The sequence below is a fragment of the Micromonospora sp. H61 genome, from assembly GCF_018070325.1.
GTDB classification, from domain to species: Bacteria; Actinomycetota; Actinomycetes; order Mycobacteriales; family Micromonosporaceae; genus Micromonospora; species Micromonospora salmantinae.
This window is the reverse complement of sequence record NZ_JAGPXY010000108.1, coordinates 1-14861: the sequence shown is the minus strand read 5'-3', so window position 1 is coordinate 14861 and position 14861 is coordinate 1. Positions and strand designations below refer to the sequence as shown.

The following is a 14861-nucleotide window of genomic DNA, read 5'->3' as shown; positions in this document are numbered from 1 at the left end:
GGGGGCGGGCCTCGGCCCGCTCCGCCGCCCGCGCCTGCCTCGTCGCGCCCACCCGCTGGGCGGCGCTCACCGGGGTCGTCGCGCTGGCCGGGCTGGTCACCGTCCTGGTCACCCCGGTCGCGGTGCCGATCCTCGCCGGCTACACGGTGGCCGCCCTGCACGCCGTCACCGTCCGCCGGCCGGTCCCGGTCGCCGTCGTCGGCGGCCGGGAGAGACCAGCCGACTCCCACGCCCGCCGACCGGTCTCGGTCGCCGTCGCCGGACGTCGGGAGCTGCCGTGAGCGGGGAGCCGGTGCGGCTGACGGCCGGGGCCACGGAGGTGGCCGAGTACGTGCTCGACCCGGCGCTGGACGCGCGGCACGGGCCCCGACCGTACCTGCACCCGGTACGCACGCTCGGCGGAACGGTGGTCACCGACGCGCTCCCCGCCGACCACGTGTGGCACCTCGGCGCGTCCCTCGCTGTGCAGGACGTCGACGGCAGCAACCTCTGGGGCGGGCGCACCTACGTCCGCGACGTCGGCTACACCTGGCGCGACGACCACGGCGTCATCACGCACACCGGCGAGGTCGAACGGTCCGCGGGCCGGTACGCGCACGACCTCCAGTGGCGCGACCGGGCCGGCGGGGTGCTGCTGACCGAGCGGAGGTGGCTCGCCGCGTCGGTGGTCGCGCCGGACGCCTGGCGACTCGACCTGGAGTCCGTTCTCGTCGCCCCGGACGACCGGGAGATCCGGCTGGGCAGCCCGGCCACCAACGGCCGCCCGGGCGGGGCCGGCTACGGCGGGTTCTTCTGGCGGGCCGTCGCCGACGGCGAACCGGCGGTGTTCACCGCCGACGCGGCCGGGGAGGAGACGGTCAACGGCAGTGCGGCGCCGTGGCTCGCGCTGACCGGCGCCGGGTCGGGCGGCGGGGCGTACACACTGGTCTTCGCGGGCCTCGGCCGCGACGACCGGTGGTTCGTGCGGACCGGGATGTATCCGGGGGTCTGTGTGGCGTTCGCGTTCGACCGCCCGGCGGTGGTGCCGGCCGGTGGGAGCCGGCACGGCCGGTACCAGGTGTGGGTGGCCGACGGGACCCTCGACCGGGACGCGGTGGCGGCCCTGGTCGCGACGGTGGCCCCGACCCACGCAGGTTGACCATGAAGTTGTTGCCACTCCGCCCGGCGTGTCACGGCAACAACTTCATGATCAACGGGGCGAGGGGCGGGTGGTGGGGGCGCGGGTTGGTAGGGCGGCGGTTACTCGGACGGCTTTGACGATCGCCGGGATGGAGCCGATCAGCAGCACCAGCCCCCAGATGATCGCGATGATCGCGAAGACCAGCGCCGCCACGTCGTCGACGATGCTGACCAGGATCACCGGCACCAGGTTGTGCAGGAACTCCAGCACGACAGTGCACAGCAGGGTGGTGAGGATCAGCAGGACGAGGCCCTTGTTCTGCAGGAAGCGCGGCTGGGCCAGCACCAGCATCCCGGCCCACACCAGCTTGAGCAGCAGCACCAGCCCGAGCAGCACCGCCGCCTCGCCGACCGGGAAGAACCCCCACAGCGCCAGGTACGCCAGGGTGCCGAACGGGACGGCCAGGAACAGCGACACCATGATGGACAGCTCCACGAACGCGACGACCAGCGCGACCAGCCCGACGATGATGAGGATGATCGAGAAGATCAGGCTGGCGACGCCCTGCACCCGACCCTGGACGCGCTCGGGCAGCAGCAGGCCCAGGCAGAACAGCCCGGTGCTCCAGACCGCCACCGCGTCGATCAGCGCCAGGTAGCCGGTGCCCCGGCCGGACGGTTCGCTGACCCCGGACACGTCGTCGATCTCCACGTCCAGCCCGCCGGCGCTGTCGGCGAGGGCCGCACCGGCGTCGGCGCCGCCGAGCAGCAGCCCGGCGCCGAGCTCCACCCCGATCGCCAGGACGATGGCGAGCATGGCCATCAGCAGGAACGGCTTGCGCAGGTCACCCACGGCGGCACCCTCCTCTCGGTCCAGGTCGATTCAGGACGTGGCCACGACGACAGTGCAACCGCCCAGGCCGGGGCAGACCAGACCCACCTCGGTGGCCTGGTCGACGGCGATCTTCGCCACCGCGCCGGTGCCGTCCGCCGCCGGCTCGACCTCGTCGCGGATGGTGAGGTCGGCGTCGCCGGGCGCCGGGGCGACGACAGTGAACCGTGCCGCGCTGCGCAACACCAGGGTGCGCAGCCCACCCGGGTCCGCGACCCGCACCACGCAGCTGCCGGAGAACGCCAGCCGGCCCGTCTCGTCGGCGCAGTCGGCGCTGACCGTCGCCGGATCCACAGCGGAACGCTCGCCGCCCAGCGCGCCCAACCGGTCAACCAACCCGTGCCGGGCCTCCGGATCACCCGGCTCGTCGCGGCCCGTGCTGACCGCGACCACGAACAGCGCCACCAGCAGGACGGCGAACAGCCCCAGCAGCGCCTTCTGCCGGCCACTCATCGCGGCACGGCCTGCGCCACGATCTCGGTGAACCGGATCTCGTCGACGCCCGCGAAGTAGCGGTTCGTGCCCTGCGTCTTGCCGACCACCAGCAGCGTGACCTGGTGGGGGCCCTTGGCGAGCCGGACCGTGCCGACGTCCAGGAACTCCGTCTTGCGCACCGTCGGCGTGAAGCCGAGGAACGTGCCGCCCACCTGGTTGCCGTCAATGGCGAAGACGGTGTTGGCGTAGTCGAGGGAGGTGGTGCGTACCGCGGCGAAACGCCAGGTGCCGTCGGCCGGGATCTGCACCGTCACGGTTACCTTGTCGCCGATGGCCAGCCCCTGGAAGAACAACTGCTTGTCGCCGGACCAGGTCACCCCGCAGCAGTTGGGTTGCGCCTCCACCTTCGCCCCGTTCTTCGCCGGGGACTCCACCACCGCGCCCGGCACCAGGCTCTCCGCCTCGACGGTGACCACCCGCGGCTCGCCGGGGGCCGGCTCACCGTCGCGGGTCAGCAACACCACCCCCACCGCGACCACCACCAGCACCAACGCCGCCGCGGCGGCGATCCACAACCACGGGGTACGCCGTGGCGGCGCGACCGCCCGCACCTCGTAGGTGACCCGGCCGCTGGAGCGGGAACTCTCCTCCGGCGCGGTGTTCGCCGAGTACGCGAACCCGGTCATGTCGTAGCGCCGGGGCGGGGTGCCGGCCGGCACGGCGAGCTTGACCAGGAACGACACCGAGCCCTGCCCGGGTACCACCCGTTGGGGTTCGGCGACGGTGAACCAGGCCCGCTGGGAGCCGTCACCGGGTGCCACGTCGAACACCACAGTGTCCGGCGCGTTGCCCGGGTTGGAGACGGTGAAGGTCAGCTCGCCGCTGTTGCGCGGGTCGACTGTGAACTGCTCGGCGGCGGCGACGACCGCCCACTCGGTGGTCATGACGACTCCTCTTCCAGGACGATCTCGACAGTGGCCGATGCGGGTTTCTCCGCCTCGACGATGCGGGTGATCACGGCGAGCTGACCGGCGGCGGCGACCGGCACCCGCACCACGACGTGGAAGGCCCGCTCGGCGGGCTCGTCGATGGCGAAGCCCGACATCCCGGTGGCCAGCTCCAGGGCTCTGCGCATCCCGTACGGGGTGCCGCGCCAGCGGGCCAGCAGGGCGGCGTTGGCCACCAGGTCGCGCAGCCGACCCACCGGCAGTGGCAGCGGGGTGTCCGGCCGGGACGAGACCACCACGTGGTCCATCGCCACCCAGCGGGTCAACCGCACTACCAGCCCGTCCGGCGCCCGGTACGGGTCGAACAGCGCGTCCACCTCGGCGAGGATCGCCTCGTCCGGGGCGTGCAGCCCCTCCATCACGTCCAGCAGCGCCCAGAGCACGCTGCCCGGCACGCAGGCCCGCTGATAGGCGGCGGGCAGCAGCCGTTCAATCGCCGAGCGTCGCATCCTGGCGCACCACCTCGATGTCGTGCTCGCCGGAGCAGAGCAGCCAGGTATCGGGGACGGTCACCACGTCGGCGGTGGCCTGGTTGGCACTGGGTGTCCAGGTGACGGCGTCGGCGCTGCGGTGCACGCCTCGTTCGCCGCTGGCCAGGATCAACCGCTCCGCCGCGCCGGTGCCGCCGGGCGCAGCGGCCCCGGCCGTCGGGCCGCTCACCGCGATGGCGTCGACCGGCACGAACCGGGTCCGGTCCCGCAACGGCAACCCGCAGTTGACCGACACCGCCTGCCACTGCGGTTGGGCGGCCAGGGTGTCCAGCCGCAGCACCCCGCCGCTCTGCGTGGCCGCCACCGCCTGCTGGCCGGCGAACGCGAGGTCCCGGCAGGTGCCGCCGCTCCACCCGGCCTGCATCGACTGCCACTTCACGTCGGACTCGAACAGCCGGGTGCGATGACAGCCCTGGCCGGGCTTCTTCGGATCCGGCTCGCCCGCGCCGCTCCACAGCAGGGTGGCCGGGCCGTCGTACTGCACGGCGAGGACCCGGTTGTCCACGTTGGCCAGACCGACGTGGCTGAAGCTGCCGGGTCGGCCGCCGCTCGTCGACAGGTACACCCCGAAGCTGGCCTGCGCGGCCACCGCCACCCCCGGCGCGCCCCGCTCGGAGACGAACGTGCGGACCGCGTAGAAGCCCCGGTCGGCGTCGGACGGGTCGACCAGGATCTGCAACGGCACCGCCCCGGGCAGCAGCGACACCTCGTACAGGCCGGTGTCGGTGGCCGCCAGCAGCGCGCCCGCGCCGTCGCGGTCCAGCCAGGCCAGGTCGGAGATCCGCGAGTCCAGGTCGGTGAGCAGCGACCACGTCTCGCCGAGGTCGGTGCTCAGGTGCACCCGGGAGCCGCCCGAGGCGCGCAGCGTCACCACGGCCACCGAGCCGGGACGCGCGACGATGCCCGGCCGTACCGGCGCGGGCGCGGGCGCCACCCGCAGCACCGTCTCGTCGTCGAAGCGACCGGCCGGTTCCCAACCCGCGCCGCCGTTGCTGGAGCGGAACAGCACCGGGCCGCGCCCGGCGTACCAGGTGCGCGGCTGGTACTGGTCCACGGCGAGGGCGCGGACGCCGGCGTCGGGGGCCTCGTCGACCACGAACCGCACCGACTCGACGTAGCGCACCCCCGGCTCGGCGTGCTCCAGCAGCCGGTACACGTTGGACGCCCGCAGCGGTTCGCCGAACGGCCAGCCGGTCGGGTTGAGCGCGGTGGGCAGCGGACTCAACGTCTGGTGCAGCCGGTCGTGGATGCGGCGACGGACCGCGTCCACGTCCTCCTCGCGGCGGACCACCACCCGAGCCCGGACGGACACCGCCTTGAACCGCGCCCAGGTGGCCCGGGAGCGGATGCCGACCATCCGGCGTTCCTCCAGGTCCGCCTCGACCCGGTGCCGTGCCTCGGGCACCTCGTGCTCGCGCAGCACCGCCACCGGCAGCCGACCGCCCGGTCGGGCCGCCTCCGGCACGTACGGCACCAGCACCACCTCGACCTCGCCCGGACGGGCGAAGCTGTACACCGCCGCGCGGGTGAACGCCCGCGCCCGCGCCACCGCACCGGAGCTGGTCGCGAGAACCTCGAAGTCGCGGGCGGTGACCGCCCGTTGCTGGGCGAAGAACTCGTACGGGCCGCGCAGCAGCACCGACTCCAGCGCCTCCATCTCCCGGCCGCCGGCCGCCGGGGCGGGGTTGTCCACACGTACCCCGGGCAGTGGGTCACGCAGGCTGGTCAGCGTGCCCGCCGCCACGTTGCCGGTGGGCCCGCCACCGGCGCGGTACCAGAGCCGGATCTGCCGTCCGGCCGGCGGCACCGCCGCGACGGTCACCGGCGCTACGGCGCTCGCCGGTGCGACCGCGTCGGCGGTGACCTCGCCGTGCGGGGTCGCCCCGGCGGGGGGTCGCAGGTCGAGGGCCGGGGCGAAGATGACAGTGCCGGAGCAGCGGTCGACCAGGTACGCCTTGGCCTGCGGGCCGAGCCCGGCGAAGCTGTCCACCGGCTGCCAGATCTCGAAGGTGCGACCGTCGTGCTCGCGGGCCGCCGCGCCCAGCTCGACAGTGCCGGCCGGCACCTCCACCCCGAGCAGCAGGTCCAGCGCCTCGGCGGTGTGCGTCAGCGGCGCGCGGGCCGCGCGCAGCACCTGCCCGGGCGGGCCGGTGCCCACGCCGAGCAACTCCGCCTCGACCGGTTCGCAGTGGTGCATCCGGACCGTCACCGACGGCTCGTCGGCTGGCAGCAGCGTCGGCTCGGTGGTGACGAACACGACCGGCCGGGGATCCGCGCCCCGGGCCGCGGCGACCCGCAGCCCGGCCGGGATCCGGACCGCGCCGCGGTCGGTGCCGGTACGGGTGAACCGGACGTCCGCCCAGGCCGCTGTCGGCGCGTGCCGGGTGACCCCGAGCAGGTTCAGAAACGAGACGTACGCCTTCTCCGGCAACTGGTTCAACCGGTAGATCATCACCTCGGTGAGGTGCGCGAACGTCTCCACCAACGCCATGCCGGGGTCGTGCGCCGACAGGTCGGTCCACGCCGGGCAGGACTGCCGGATCCGTTCCCGGGCCTCGGTGACCAGATCGAGGAAGCCGCGATCGTCGAGGTGCGGCACGGGCAGCGTCATGACGCTCCTCCCTGGGCGGGCTCGTCGACCGGGAGCAGGTCCACGGAGAAGACCAGCTGCCCGGGGGTCAGGCTGGCCCGCACCCGGTAGTCCAACCGGATCACCAACCGCCACGCGTCGTCCGGGTCCGGCCCGGCGTCCACGTCGATCACCTCGACCCGGGGCTCCCACCGGGCGATGGCCTGCCGGACGTAGTGGATGGCCAGACCGGCAGTGGTGTCGTCGTTGGGCGCGAACACCAACCGGTGCAACCGGGAGCCGTACCCGGGTCGCATCAGCCGTTCGCCCGGCGTGGTCGACAGGAGCAGGAACAGCGCCTGCCGTACGCTCTCGTCGCCCTCGGTCATCGCCAGGCCGCCGGCCGCGGTGAGCGCCAACCCGCCGGTGCGGCCGGCGTCGAAGCCGGCGCCGACGAAGCGGAAGGCCCTCATCGGTCCGCCCCCAGGAACTGCTGGCGGGGGTCGCGAACCGTGTGCTTGACCAGCCCCGGCGGTGTGCCGTTGGTGAACCCCTCCAGGTGCGACAGCACCACCCGGTGTCCGTCGACGCGGACCCAGTCGCTGTAGCCGACCCGGACGGTCAGCGTCGTCGTGCACGGCTTGATGGTCGGGCCGTAGTTCGGGCAGGCGATGATTGTGCGTCCCTCCGGGTCGTCGTCGACGAGCACGGGCACACCGGTGACGGTCACCCACTGCCGCGAGGGTCGGTTCTCGACCCGGCCGTCGTGATCGCAGGTGATCACGGAGTCACTGTGGATCCAGCGCATCAGCCGCCTCCTTCGTGGTGGGCGCGGGCGAGCGAACGGGCCTGCTCCGCCGCGGTGGTCGGGTCCTCGGTCGAGTCGGCGTGCAGGAAGTCCACGGTGCGGGCGCGCACCACAATGGCCCGGCCGGGCGCGGAGATCACCAGGTCGGATGCCGCGTGCAGGGTGGCCAGGTCGGGGGTCAGCTCCAGGGAGCTGCCGCCCTGGGTGCCCAGCCGCAGGCTGCGCCGCACGTCGTCGACGACGATCGACTGCCCGCCGGCGGTGCGCATCGTCCAGCGGCGGGCCTTTCCGTCGTCGATGCCCGCGTCGTACGGCTCGACGGCGCCGAACAGCGAACCGAGCACGATGCCGGAGGCCGGCTCGCCGCCGGGCAGCACCACCAGCACTGTGTCACCGGGATCGGGCAGTGCCACCAGACCCTTGCCCGGCCCGGCGCCGGGGCAGAGCACGGCGAGCCAGCCGGCGTCCAGGTCCCCGTACGCCGGCAGGGTCAACCGGATCCGGCCCAGCCCGTCCGGGTCGGCGACGTCGGTGACGCTGCCGAGGGTGACCACCGCCGCGCCGGTCGGGGTCGGCGGGGTGGCCGGCGGCACCGTGGAGAAACGGGTCAGGTGCCCGTTGCCGTCAACTGTGTGCACCACCTCGGTCAGCACGTACGTCCCGGCGACCGGGTCGGGCACCCCGCCCAGGTCGACGCGGCGGCCCGGCCGTAGCGCCGGATCGCCCTCGGCCACCCCCTCGGCCGTGGCCAGCGCCGCAGCCCGGGTGTCCAGGCGGGCCTGGGCCAGCGCCGCCAACTCGTCGTCGCTGCGGCCGGGCTGGTCCACGGCGGTGCGAACGCCGCCGGCACCCACATCAGTCGGGTCCGGGCGGTCGTCGGCTGGTCGACCGCAGCGCGCCTCGTCGACCTGCTGGCTGATCACCTCGGCCCGCTGCGGGTGCCAGCCCAGTGCCGCACTGGCACCGCTGGCCTGATCGGTGTTCGTGGACAGCCGCAGCGTGTGCACCCCCGCGCCGAGCGTCAACGCGACCGGCTCCCCGTAGCCGGCGAGAGTGACCAGCCGGACGCCGTCACCGTCAGCGGCCAGGTGCAGCCCGGCCCGGCCGGTCACCTCGCGCAGCAGCTCCAGATCGCTGTGCCGGTGCTGGAGCAGCCGCTCCAACCGAGGGCCGTCGACCTCGGCGGTCACCGCCAGCCCCACCGCGCCGCACAGCTCCCGGGCCAGCTCGACGGCGGTGACCGAGGTGAAGACCCGCAACCCCTGCCGCTTGCGCAGCCGGTGCAGCGGGTCGTACGCCCGCAGCCGCAGCACCGCCGCCCCGTCGGCGGCGTACTCCACCTCGACGCAGGTGACCTCACCGGTGAACAGGGCGTCCGCGTGGTCGGCGAGCCGTACGTCGAGCGTCGTGCCGGGGCGTACCGCCGGGTCGAACGCGCCGGTCCCGGCGGTGGTGGCGAGCACCAGCTCGGCCTGGGTGGGCTGGTCGAGCCGGGCCGCCACCCGCAGTGAGCGGACCCGCTGACGGGCCGCGCCGACCAGCTCGGTGCCGTCCAGCAGGACGATCAGCGCCCGGGGCGCGACGCTGGTCATGGCGTACCCCCGGGGTTGGTGCTGGTGGCCGTGGGGCCCGACGGGCCCCAGGCGGCGGGCGCGGTGGCGATCGAGGCCCCGACGAACGACGCGCCAGCACCCGCCGCGCCGGCCAGCGCCCGCGCGGCGCCGGTCACCGCACTCACAACCGGTCCACCGCTCGGCGCGCCGGGTGGTGGGACGGCGAGGGTGGTGCCGGCCGGCACGGCGAGGGGATCGGTGATCCGGTTGTGTTCGGCCAGCAGCCGCCAGCGCAGCGGCGAGCCCAGTGCGTCGTTGGCCAGCAGGTCGAAACGCACACCGGAGCGACCCGGCTCGGCAGCGCCGTCACCGGCGGCGATCACCGCGCTGCCCGGCGCGGCGGTCGGGGTGCTCGCGGCGGCCAACTCCTCGGCGAAGCCGGCCTCGGCCTGATCGGCCGTCTCGGCGGCGCGGACCAGCTTCAGCCGCAGCCAGGACCGGCGCGGCGACCCGGTGCCGGTGAACGCGTCGAACCGTTCCGCCACCGCGATGATCACGCCGGGCACGTTCCAGGTCTTGCCCCAGACCAACCGGACCAACGGCGGTCGCAGCCAACCATGCTCGGCCGTGGAGTTCTCCGCCAACATCCAGAGCGGACGGGTGAGCACCCGGACGTCGGCCGGACGCAGTTGCGCCTCCACGAAGTCGACGTCGAAGAGCAGGTCCAGCACCAGCTCGGTGCGGCCACCCCCGGTGAAGACCAGCGGGTCGTCGGCCAGACCGGCCCCGGTGAGCTGCCCGCCGCCGGCACCCCGTTGGCGTACGCCGGCGAGCCGGGTCACCTGCACTGTCTCCGGGTTGAGCAGGCAGTCCACCCGTTCACCGGAGGAGTCGATGAGGAAGGCGACGCGTTCCATCAGTCACCCGCCTGTTCCCGGTCCAGCCGGGTCAGCTGGGCGGTGTCCACCGCCGTGCCGGCGACCGACCACAGCGTGGTGTCGTCGGGCAGCGCCGGCCACGGGTCGACACTCCGCGTCACCGCGCCGGGCGGCCCGTCGACCCCTGTCGCTCGTCCGCCGCCGGCCGATCCCACGCCGGTGTCGCGTAGCGCGGCCGGTGGCCCGGGTGGTGCCGGTTCGCCGGGCAGGGCCAGCCAGGGCCCACCGTCAGCGAGGCGATCCAGGTCGCCGCGCGTGGAGGCCGCCGGGTTCCCGGCGCTCGTCGCCGGGTAGCCGGTCCGGGATGCGTCGGTCCCGCCCCGGTTCGGCCCGTTCAGAAGGCGGTGCGCGGCCACCGCGTCCACTCGCGACGTCCGGGCCGCGCTCGGTGCACCACCACGCGGGTGTCCGCTCTGGTCCTCCCTGGGCGAGGGCTGACCGTCCGAGTCGCCCCGGAACCCGTCGCGACCAGCCGGGAGTCGGCCGGCGGTGGTTCGGGTGGCTTCGGCCTCCGCCCGGTGCGGGCGGCCGCTCGGCGAACTGTGCGGACCGAAGACCATGGAGGGGACCGGCTGTCGGGGTCCATCCGCCCGGGGCAGCCCGCTCGCGTCGAGGGCCGTGGTGTCGGGGGTCGTGGTATCGAGGGTCGTGGTGTCGAGGGCTGTGGTGTCGACCCGGCCCGACCGCCGCACCGGAGGCGCCGCCGCGGTCGGTTCCGCCGGCCACTTCGAACCGGCCGGCGGGGTCGGACCGTCCGGCCAGGTGGAGCCGGCCGGCGGGGTTGTCAGGTCCGAGCTGGACGAAGGCGTCAGGTCGGCGGATAGGTGGGCAGCACCGGTCCCCGTACCGTCGGGCCTGTCCCCGGCTCGCGACGGGCGGCCCGACCTGCCGGTTCGGCGCTCGGCGCGCAACCTGGTCGGTCGCTTGTCGCCGCTCGCACCGGGACCGCCCACGTCGGCCTGGCCGCCGAGCCTGCCGGACCCGTCGGACCTGGCGTTCGCGACCGGGCCCGCGCCGTCGGCGTCGACCAGACCGGTCGATTCGTCCTGCCCGCCGTCCCGGACCCTGGCGTCGGTGGTGCCGGCCGGGGACGGGTCGAGGTCCAGGTCGTGCAGCAGACCGGGCGCGTGGGCGGCGACCAGGTCCAGCCAGTGCCGCGGAGGCTCCCCGAAACGGCGTGCGGCCACCACGGGCGTCTGCGGCGGCGGAAGGTGGCCGGCGGGCTCGACCCGTCCGGCGAGGCGCTGCACCGCCCCGGCCGCCGAGCGCAGCCGGCCGGCCAGCCAGCTACGCGGGCGTCGGCGCGGTGGCACCGCCGGTCTCCAGCTCCAGGCCCTCGTAGCGCAGGGTCAGCGAGGCGATGGCGATCTCGTGGCTGAGGGTGTTGAGGTGTGCCCCGCGCCACCGGGTCGGCCAGGCGTCGATCAGGTTCCAGCGCAGCACCTCGGCCGTCCCGACCGAGTCGAGCAGCACCACTGAGACGTTGCGCCGGTTGAGGGTGCCCTGGGCGGTGGCGTTCACCCAGTCCCACAGCTCGCGGGAGGCGGTGAGGCCGAAGTGCAGGGTCACCGGCTCGTACTCGGCCTGACCGGGCACCATCCGCATCCGGCCCAGGCCGTGCTCCCGGTACGGCTGCCCGGGGATGTTCACCTCCAACCCGGTCATCTCGGTGAAGTGGCCGTTGGTGACGCCGTTGATGAGCAGTCGGAAGTTGTACGCCCGGTACGGGTCGACCGGGGCCCCGGGTTGCGGGGTGGCGGTGGTGGGCATGTCAGCCTCCGATCGTCTCGGTCTCGGTGCCGCCGGCCCACTGGCTCAGCTTGAACACCACGAATTCGGCGGGCTTGACGACCGCAATGCCGATGTGGGCGATCACCATGCCCGCGTCGCGGACGTCCGGCGGGTTGGTCTCCTCGTCGCACTTGACGAAGAACGCCTCCTCGGGGCTGCGCCCCAGCAGCGCGCCGTCGCGCCAGACCCGGGTGAGGAAAGCCCCGATGTCGCGCCGGATCGAGCGCCACAGGGTGAAGTCGTTGGGCTCGAACACCATCCATCGGGTGCCGTTGGCGATGGCCTGCTCGATGGCGATGCTGAGGCGTCGGACGTTGAGGTAGCGCCACTCGCTGGCCTCGGCGGCGAGCGTACGGGCGCCCCAGACGCGGATGCCCTCGCCGGCGAAGTAACGGATCACGTTGACACCCTTGGGGTTGAGCACGTCGTGTTCCGGTCGGGTGACCAGGTAGCCCAGGTCGACGGCGCCGCGCACCGGTTCGTTGGCCGGTGCCTTGTGCACCCCGCGCAGGGCGTCGGTGCGGGCCCAGATGCCGGCCAGGTGTCCGCTCGGCGGGGTGAGTTCCAACTCGCCGCTGATCGGGTCGCGCACCCGTAGCCAGGGGTAGTAGAACGCGCCGAACTCGGACTGTCGCGGCCGGTAGGCGGCCCCCTCGTGGCCGCCGGAGCCACCCGGCTGGGCCGCGCCGCCGCCGGCCGTACCCTCGGCGGGCTTGGGGGGCTTGCCGGAGGACGGCGTGGCCACCCGGGTCAACGCGGAGATGTCGTCGATGTCCGGTGCCGGGTCGCAGATCGCCACCATGGTGCGGGTGCGCTCGGCCATGCTGAGCAGCGCCTCGTGGGACACCACGTCGTGGAAGCCGGGCGCGGCGATGATGGAGATCTCGTCGACGGCCTCCAGCAGCTGCAGACCGCCACGCCGCTGCCCGGTGCCGGTGATCGCGCCGCCCTCGCCGACGTTGACCACCCAGCAGCGGGCGCCCCCGTTGTCCAGGAAGCCGAAGACCGCCCGGGCCAGCGGGGTGCTCTCCACCCGCTCCCCACCGGCGAAGAGCCGCAGGAACTCCGTCCAGTTGTTGACCGGCACCGCCTTGCCCAGGTGCGCGGAGCGGTCCGGGGCGACGCCGACGAACGCGGCGATGCTGGTGCTCGCCGGCCCGATCGGTCGGGCGCCGCTGGGGACCTCCTCGACATAGATGCCGGGGGAGAAGTAACTGGGCATCGGTCCTCCTGTGCCTGTGGGTGTCAGTGGGTCGGTGGCGCGCAGACGATGACGATGTCGTCCTCGGCCGGGTCGACGTCGGCGGTGAGGACGAGCCCGCGTCCGGTCAGCCGCAGCCGGATCGGGCTCGGGTGCTCGGGGTCGTGCGGGACGCCGACGATCAGGAACCGGCCCTCGGTGTCGGTGCGGGTGGCGGACCCGGTGGCGGGCAGTTCGACCCGCATCGCGGCCAGTGGCTGCTCCTGGGGGCCGACCACCCGACCCCCGAGGCTGCGCACGTCGAGTTGCCGCAACCGCAGCGGTTGCAGCACCGGCGGCGCGGCCGGAGTCGGGTGGTCCACCTGCGCCGCCACGTCGATCAGCAGCGCCGGTCGGGGCGCCGTACCGAACGCCGTCCACAGTGGTGGATCACCGGCCTCCAGCACGACCGGGTAACTGCCGTCGCTGGTCGCGGCGGTGAGCACCCGGTCCAGCCGGGGCAACCCGGCCGGACCGGTGACGCAGAGCAGGTGGCGGACAGTGAACCGGTACGGTTCGCGGACCGCGCCGCTGGAGCGGGTCTGCCGGGCCGGGCGCAGCTCCATCGGCCAGAGGGTGAGCCCGTCGGCGTCGTCGCACGCGCGGGGCGGGCCGATCGGGACCGGTTCCCCCGCCGCGCTGGTCACCCAGGCGACCAACTCGGCGGTGGCGGTCTCGATCGGTCCGCGCCCGTGGGTGGTCATCGCGGCGGCGTCCCCTGGATCCGGTACGCGATGGCCTCGTTCCACACGTGCGGGTAGACGCCGATCTCGAAGTACCGGGTGAAGCGGTTGATCGGCGCGTTGGTGTGGTCGTGGTAGAGCAGCCACACCGGCGCGATGGTGAACAGGACGTAGTTGGCCAGGACGAGGGGAATGTAGAGCGGCCCGAGCAGGCGACCCTGGAAGATGTGCACGTCCTCGTGCCGTTGGATGCCGGAGCTGGAGCCGGCGCAGACGGTGCCGATGGTGGTGGCGTAGCGGGGCGAGACCCCCTCCACCACGCTGACCCGACCGCTGTTCAGTGACGTGGGCCGGTCCAGTGAGTGCCCGAAGATCAGGTGCACGGTCAGGTAGATGGCGCCGACGACAGTGTTGAGCAGACTCCAGGTGTGGTCGACGACGAAGAGGAAGATGCCGCGGGCGTCCGAGCCGTACACCCCGGCCGAGGCCACCGACCAGCCGAAGACCGCGCCGACCACCAGGCCCACGACGGCGCCGATCAGCAGCCCGATCGAGCCACCGGCGAGGAAGCCGAGCAGGGCGGCGAAGCCGACCTGGATGGCTGCGCTGAGAATTCCGAAGACCATGACGACACCCCTCAGACCCAGGAACGGAAGACTCGGGGCTCACGACCGCTCGCGACCTGGGTCGGCGTCGCCTGTCGGTTGCCGGGCGGGAACTGGTTGACGCCGAGCGCGGCGGAGAAGATGACCAGCGCGTTGAAGAACGCGATGATCCACTTCTCGGCGCCGGCGTCGTCGGCGAACGCCGCTGTCAGGTAGGACAGCAGCAGCGCGATGGCGATGGCGATCCACTTGCGGAGCTTGTCGCCGCTCGGGCCGATCAGCCCGCCGATGACGTTGGTGGCCAGCAGGGTGGCGGCGCTCGCGCCGGCGATGGTCCCCAGGGCTGCCCAGGTGAAGAGATCGTTCATGACGATCCCCCTTCTGCGATGGTGCGACCGGGATGTGGTGGTGGTGAGGTCCGGTGCCCCTGCGGGGAGCACCGGGGCCGGGCGTGGCCGGCTGAGCCGGCCACCAGATGGATCAGCCGGGCCCCGGGGCGCCGGCGGGCGGGCCCGGCGGCGGGGTCGGACCGGGCGCAGCCGGCGCCGCGGGGTGACGGCGGCGAACCAGGAGTACGCCCTGTCTCTTATACACACTAAAAAAGGGGGGGGGGGGGGGGGGGGGGGGGGGGGGGGGGGGGGGGGGGGGGGGGGGGGGGGGGGGGGGGGGGGGGGGGGGGGGGGGGGGGGGGGGGGGGGGGGGGGGGGGGGGGGGGGGGGGGGGGGGGGGG

At 74.0% G+C, this 14861-nt stretch carries 16 protein-coding genes and 1 pseudogene; 2 read left to right on the top strand and 15 right to left on the bottom strand.

Going from position 1 to position 14861, the window contains the following annotated elements; all coding sequences use genetic code 11:
* Both KBX08_RS30715 and KBX08_RS30710 read left to right on the top strand, forming a co-directional pair.
* Positions 1-281: pseudogene (locus KBX08_RS30715) on the top strand (hypothetical protein); the annotation flags it as partial.
* Positions 278-1138, top strand: a complete 861-nt coding sequence (locus tag KBX08_RS30710) for a PmoA family protein (protein ID WP_210787183.1) — start codon at positions 278-280, stop codon at positions 1136-1138. The pseudogene KBX08_RS30715 and the gene KBX08_RS30710, both read left to right, overlap by 4 nt.
* Positions 1139-1189: 51 nt before the next feature.
* Here the strand turns inward: KBX08_RS30710 and KBX08_RS30705 are convergent, their stop codons facing one another.
* From KBX08_RS30705 to KBX08_RS30635, 15 genes are read right to left on the bottom strand one after another with little or no spacing between them, the layout of a single operon-like run.
* On the bottom strand, positions 1190-1972 hold the full coding sequence (locus tag KBX08_RS30705; protein ID WP_210787181.1) for a hypothetical protein: 783 nt from the start codon (positions 1970-1972) through the stop codon (positions 1190-1192).
* Positions 1973-2002: 30 nt separating this feature from the next.
* Positions 2003-2464: a hypothetical protein gene (locus KBX08_RS30700; RefSeq protein WP_210787174.1), complete on the bottom strand. Its 462-nt coding sequence runs from the start codon at positions 2462-2464 to the stop codon at positions 2003-2005.
* The gene (locus KBX08_RS30695) at positions 2461-3390 is read right to left on the bottom strand and encodes a hypothetical protein (protein WP_210787167.1); all 930 of its coding nucleotides are present in this window, start codon (positions 3388-3390) and stop codon (positions 2461-2463) included. Before KBX08_RS30695 ends, KBX08_RS30700 begins: the two co-directional genes overlap by 4 nt.
* Positions 3387-3902, bottom strand: coding sequence for a phage tail protein (locus tag KBX08_RS30690; protein ID WP_210787165.1), 516 nt, complete (start codon positions 3900-3902; stop codon positions 3387-3389). The genes KBX08_RS30695 and KBX08_RS30690 overlap by 4 nt, the downstream gene beginning before the upstream one ends.
* A complete protein-coding gene (locus KBX08_RS30685) occupies positions 3883-6555 on the bottom strand; it encodes a putative baseplate assembly protein (RefSeq protein WP_210787163.1) in 2673 nt (890 codons plus the stop codon). The genes KBX08_RS30690 and KBX08_RS30685 overlap by 20 nt, the downstream gene beginning before the upstream one ends.
* A complete protein-coding gene (locus KBX08_RS30680) occupies positions 6552-6986 on the bottom strand; it encodes a GPW/gp25 family protein (protein WP_030489705.1) in 435 nt (144 codons plus the stop codon). The genes KBX08_RS30685 and KBX08_RS30680 overlap by 4 nt, the downstream gene beginning before the upstream one ends.
* Positions 6983-7321 (bottom strand): hypothetical protein, encoded by a 339-nt coding sequence (locus KBX08_RS30675; protein WP_210787161.1) that lies wholly within the window; start codon positions 7319-7321, stop codon positions 6983-6985. The genes KBX08_RS30680 and KBX08_RS30675 overlap by 4 nt, the downstream gene beginning before the upstream one ends.
* Positions 7321-8913: a contractile injection system protein, VgrG/Pvc8 family gene (locus KBX08_RS30670; protein WP_210787160.1), complete on the bottom strand. Its 1593-nt coding sequence runs from the start codon at positions 8911-8913 to the stop codon at positions 7321-7323. The genes KBX08_RS30675 and KBX08_RS30670 overlap by 1 nt, the downstream gene beginning before the upstream one ends.
* Complete coding sequence (locus KBX08_RS30665) at positions 8910-9791, bottom strand: hypothetical protein (RefSeq protein WP_210787158.1); 882 nt, start codon at positions 9789-9791, stop codon at positions 8910-8912. The genes KBX08_RS30670 and KBX08_RS30665 overlap by 4 nt, the downstream gene beginning before the upstream one ends.
* Complete coding sequence (locus KBX08_RS30660) at positions 9791-11125, bottom strand: hypothetical protein (protein WP_210787156.1); 1335 nt, start codon at positions 11123-11125, stop codon at positions 9791-9793. Before KBX08_RS30660 ends, KBX08_RS30665 begins: the two co-directional genes overlap by 1 nt.
* Positions 11100-11582: a phage tail protein gene (locus KBX08_RS30655; RefSeq protein WP_030327509.1), complete on the bottom strand. Its 483-nt coding sequence runs from the start codon at positions 11580-11582 to the stop codon at positions 11100-11102. Before KBX08_RS30655 ends, KBX08_RS30660 begins: the two co-directional genes overlap by 26 nt.
* A gap of 1 nt (position 11583) precedes the next feature.
* Positions 11584-12825 carry a phage tail sheath subtilisin-like domain-containing protein gene (locus tag KBX08_RS30650; RefSeq protein WP_210787154.1) on the bottom strand — a complete coding sequence of 414 codons (1242 nt, stop codon included), beginning with the start codon at positions 12823-12825 and terminating at the stop codon, positions 11584-11586.
* A 23-nt stretch (positions 12826-12848) separates the two neighbouring features.
* A complete protein-coding gene (locus KBX08_RS30645) occupies positions 12849-13547 on the bottom strand; it encodes a carboxypeptidase regulatory-like domain-containing protein (protein WP_210787152.1) in 699 nt (232 codons plus the stop codon).
* Positions 13544-14152: a glycine zipper family protein gene (locus KBX08_RS30640; RefSeq protein ID WP_210787145.1), complete on the bottom strand. Its 609-nt coding sequence runs from the start codon at positions 14150-14152 to the stop codon at positions 13544-13546. The genes KBX08_RS30645 and KBX08_RS30640 overlap by 4 nt, the downstream gene beginning before the upstream one ends.
* 11 nt (positions 14153-14163) lie before the next feature.
* Positions 14164-14499 carry a hypothetical protein gene (locus KBX08_RS30635; RefSeq protein ID WP_210787143.1) on the bottom strand — a complete coding sequence of 112 codons (336 nt, stop codon included), beginning with the start codon at positions 14497-14499 and terminating at the stop codon, positions 14164-14166.
* Between the last annotated feature and the right edge of the window lie 362 nt (positions 14500-14861).

Excerpts from the sequence above, each read along its gene's own strand:
- KBX08_RS30645 (WP_210787152.1), bottom strand. The coding sequence starts at position 13,547 with ATGACCACCCACGGGCGCGGACCGATCGAGACCGCCACCGCCGAGTTG.
- KBX08_RS30635 (WP_210787143.1), bottom strand. The coding sequence starts at position 14,499 with ATGAACGATCTCTTCACCTGGGCAGCCCTGGGGACCATCGCCGGCGCG.
- KBX08_RS30680 (WP_030489705.1), bottom strand. The coding sequence starts at position 6,986 with ATGAGGGCCTTCCGCTTCGTCGGCGCCGGCTTCGACGCCGGCCGCACC.
- KBX08_RS30695 (WP_210787167.1), bottom strand. The coding sequence starts at position 3,390 with ATGACCACCGAGTGGGCGGTCGTCGCCGCCGCCGAGCAGTTCACAGTC.
- KBX08_RS30640 (WP_210787145.1), bottom strand. The coding sequence starts at position 14,152 with ATGGTCTTCGGAATTCTCAGCGCAGCCATCCAGGTCGGCTTCGCCGCC.
- KBX08_RS30665 (WP_210787158.1), bottom strand. The coding sequence starts at position 9,791 with ATGGAACGCGTCGCCTTCCTCATCGACTCCTCCGGTGAACGGGTGGAC.
- KBX08_RS30685 (WP_210787163.1), bottom strand. The coding sequence starts at position 6,555 with ATGACGCTGCCCGTGCCGCACCTCGACGATCGCGGCTTCCTCGATCTG.
- KBX08_RS30690 (WP_210787165.1), bottom strand. The coding sequence starts at position 3,902 with ATGCGACGCTCGGCGATTGAACGGCTGCTGCCCGCCGCCTATCAGCGG.
- KBX08_RS30670 (WP_210787160.1), bottom strand. The coding sequence starts at position 8,913 with ATGACCAGCGTCGCGCCCCGGGCGCTGATCGTCCTGCTGGACGGCACC.
- KBX08_RS30650 (WP_210787154.1), bottom strand. The coding sequence starts at position 12,825 with ATGCCCAGTTACTTCTCCCCCGGCATCTATGTCGAGGAGGTCCCCAGC.
- KBX08_RS30700 (WP_210787174.1), bottom strand. The coding sequence starts at position 2,464 with ATGAGTGGCCGGCAGAAGGCGCTGCTGGGGCTGTTCGCCGTCCTGCTG.
- KBX08_RS30655 (WP_030327509.1), bottom strand. The coding sequence starts at position 11,582 with ATGCCCACCACCGCCACCCCGCAACCCGGGGCCCCGGTCGACCCGTAC.
- KBX08_RS30675 (WP_210787161.1), bottom strand. The coding sequence starts at position 7,321 with ATGCGCTGGATCCACAGTGACTCCGTGATCACCTGCGATCACGACGGC.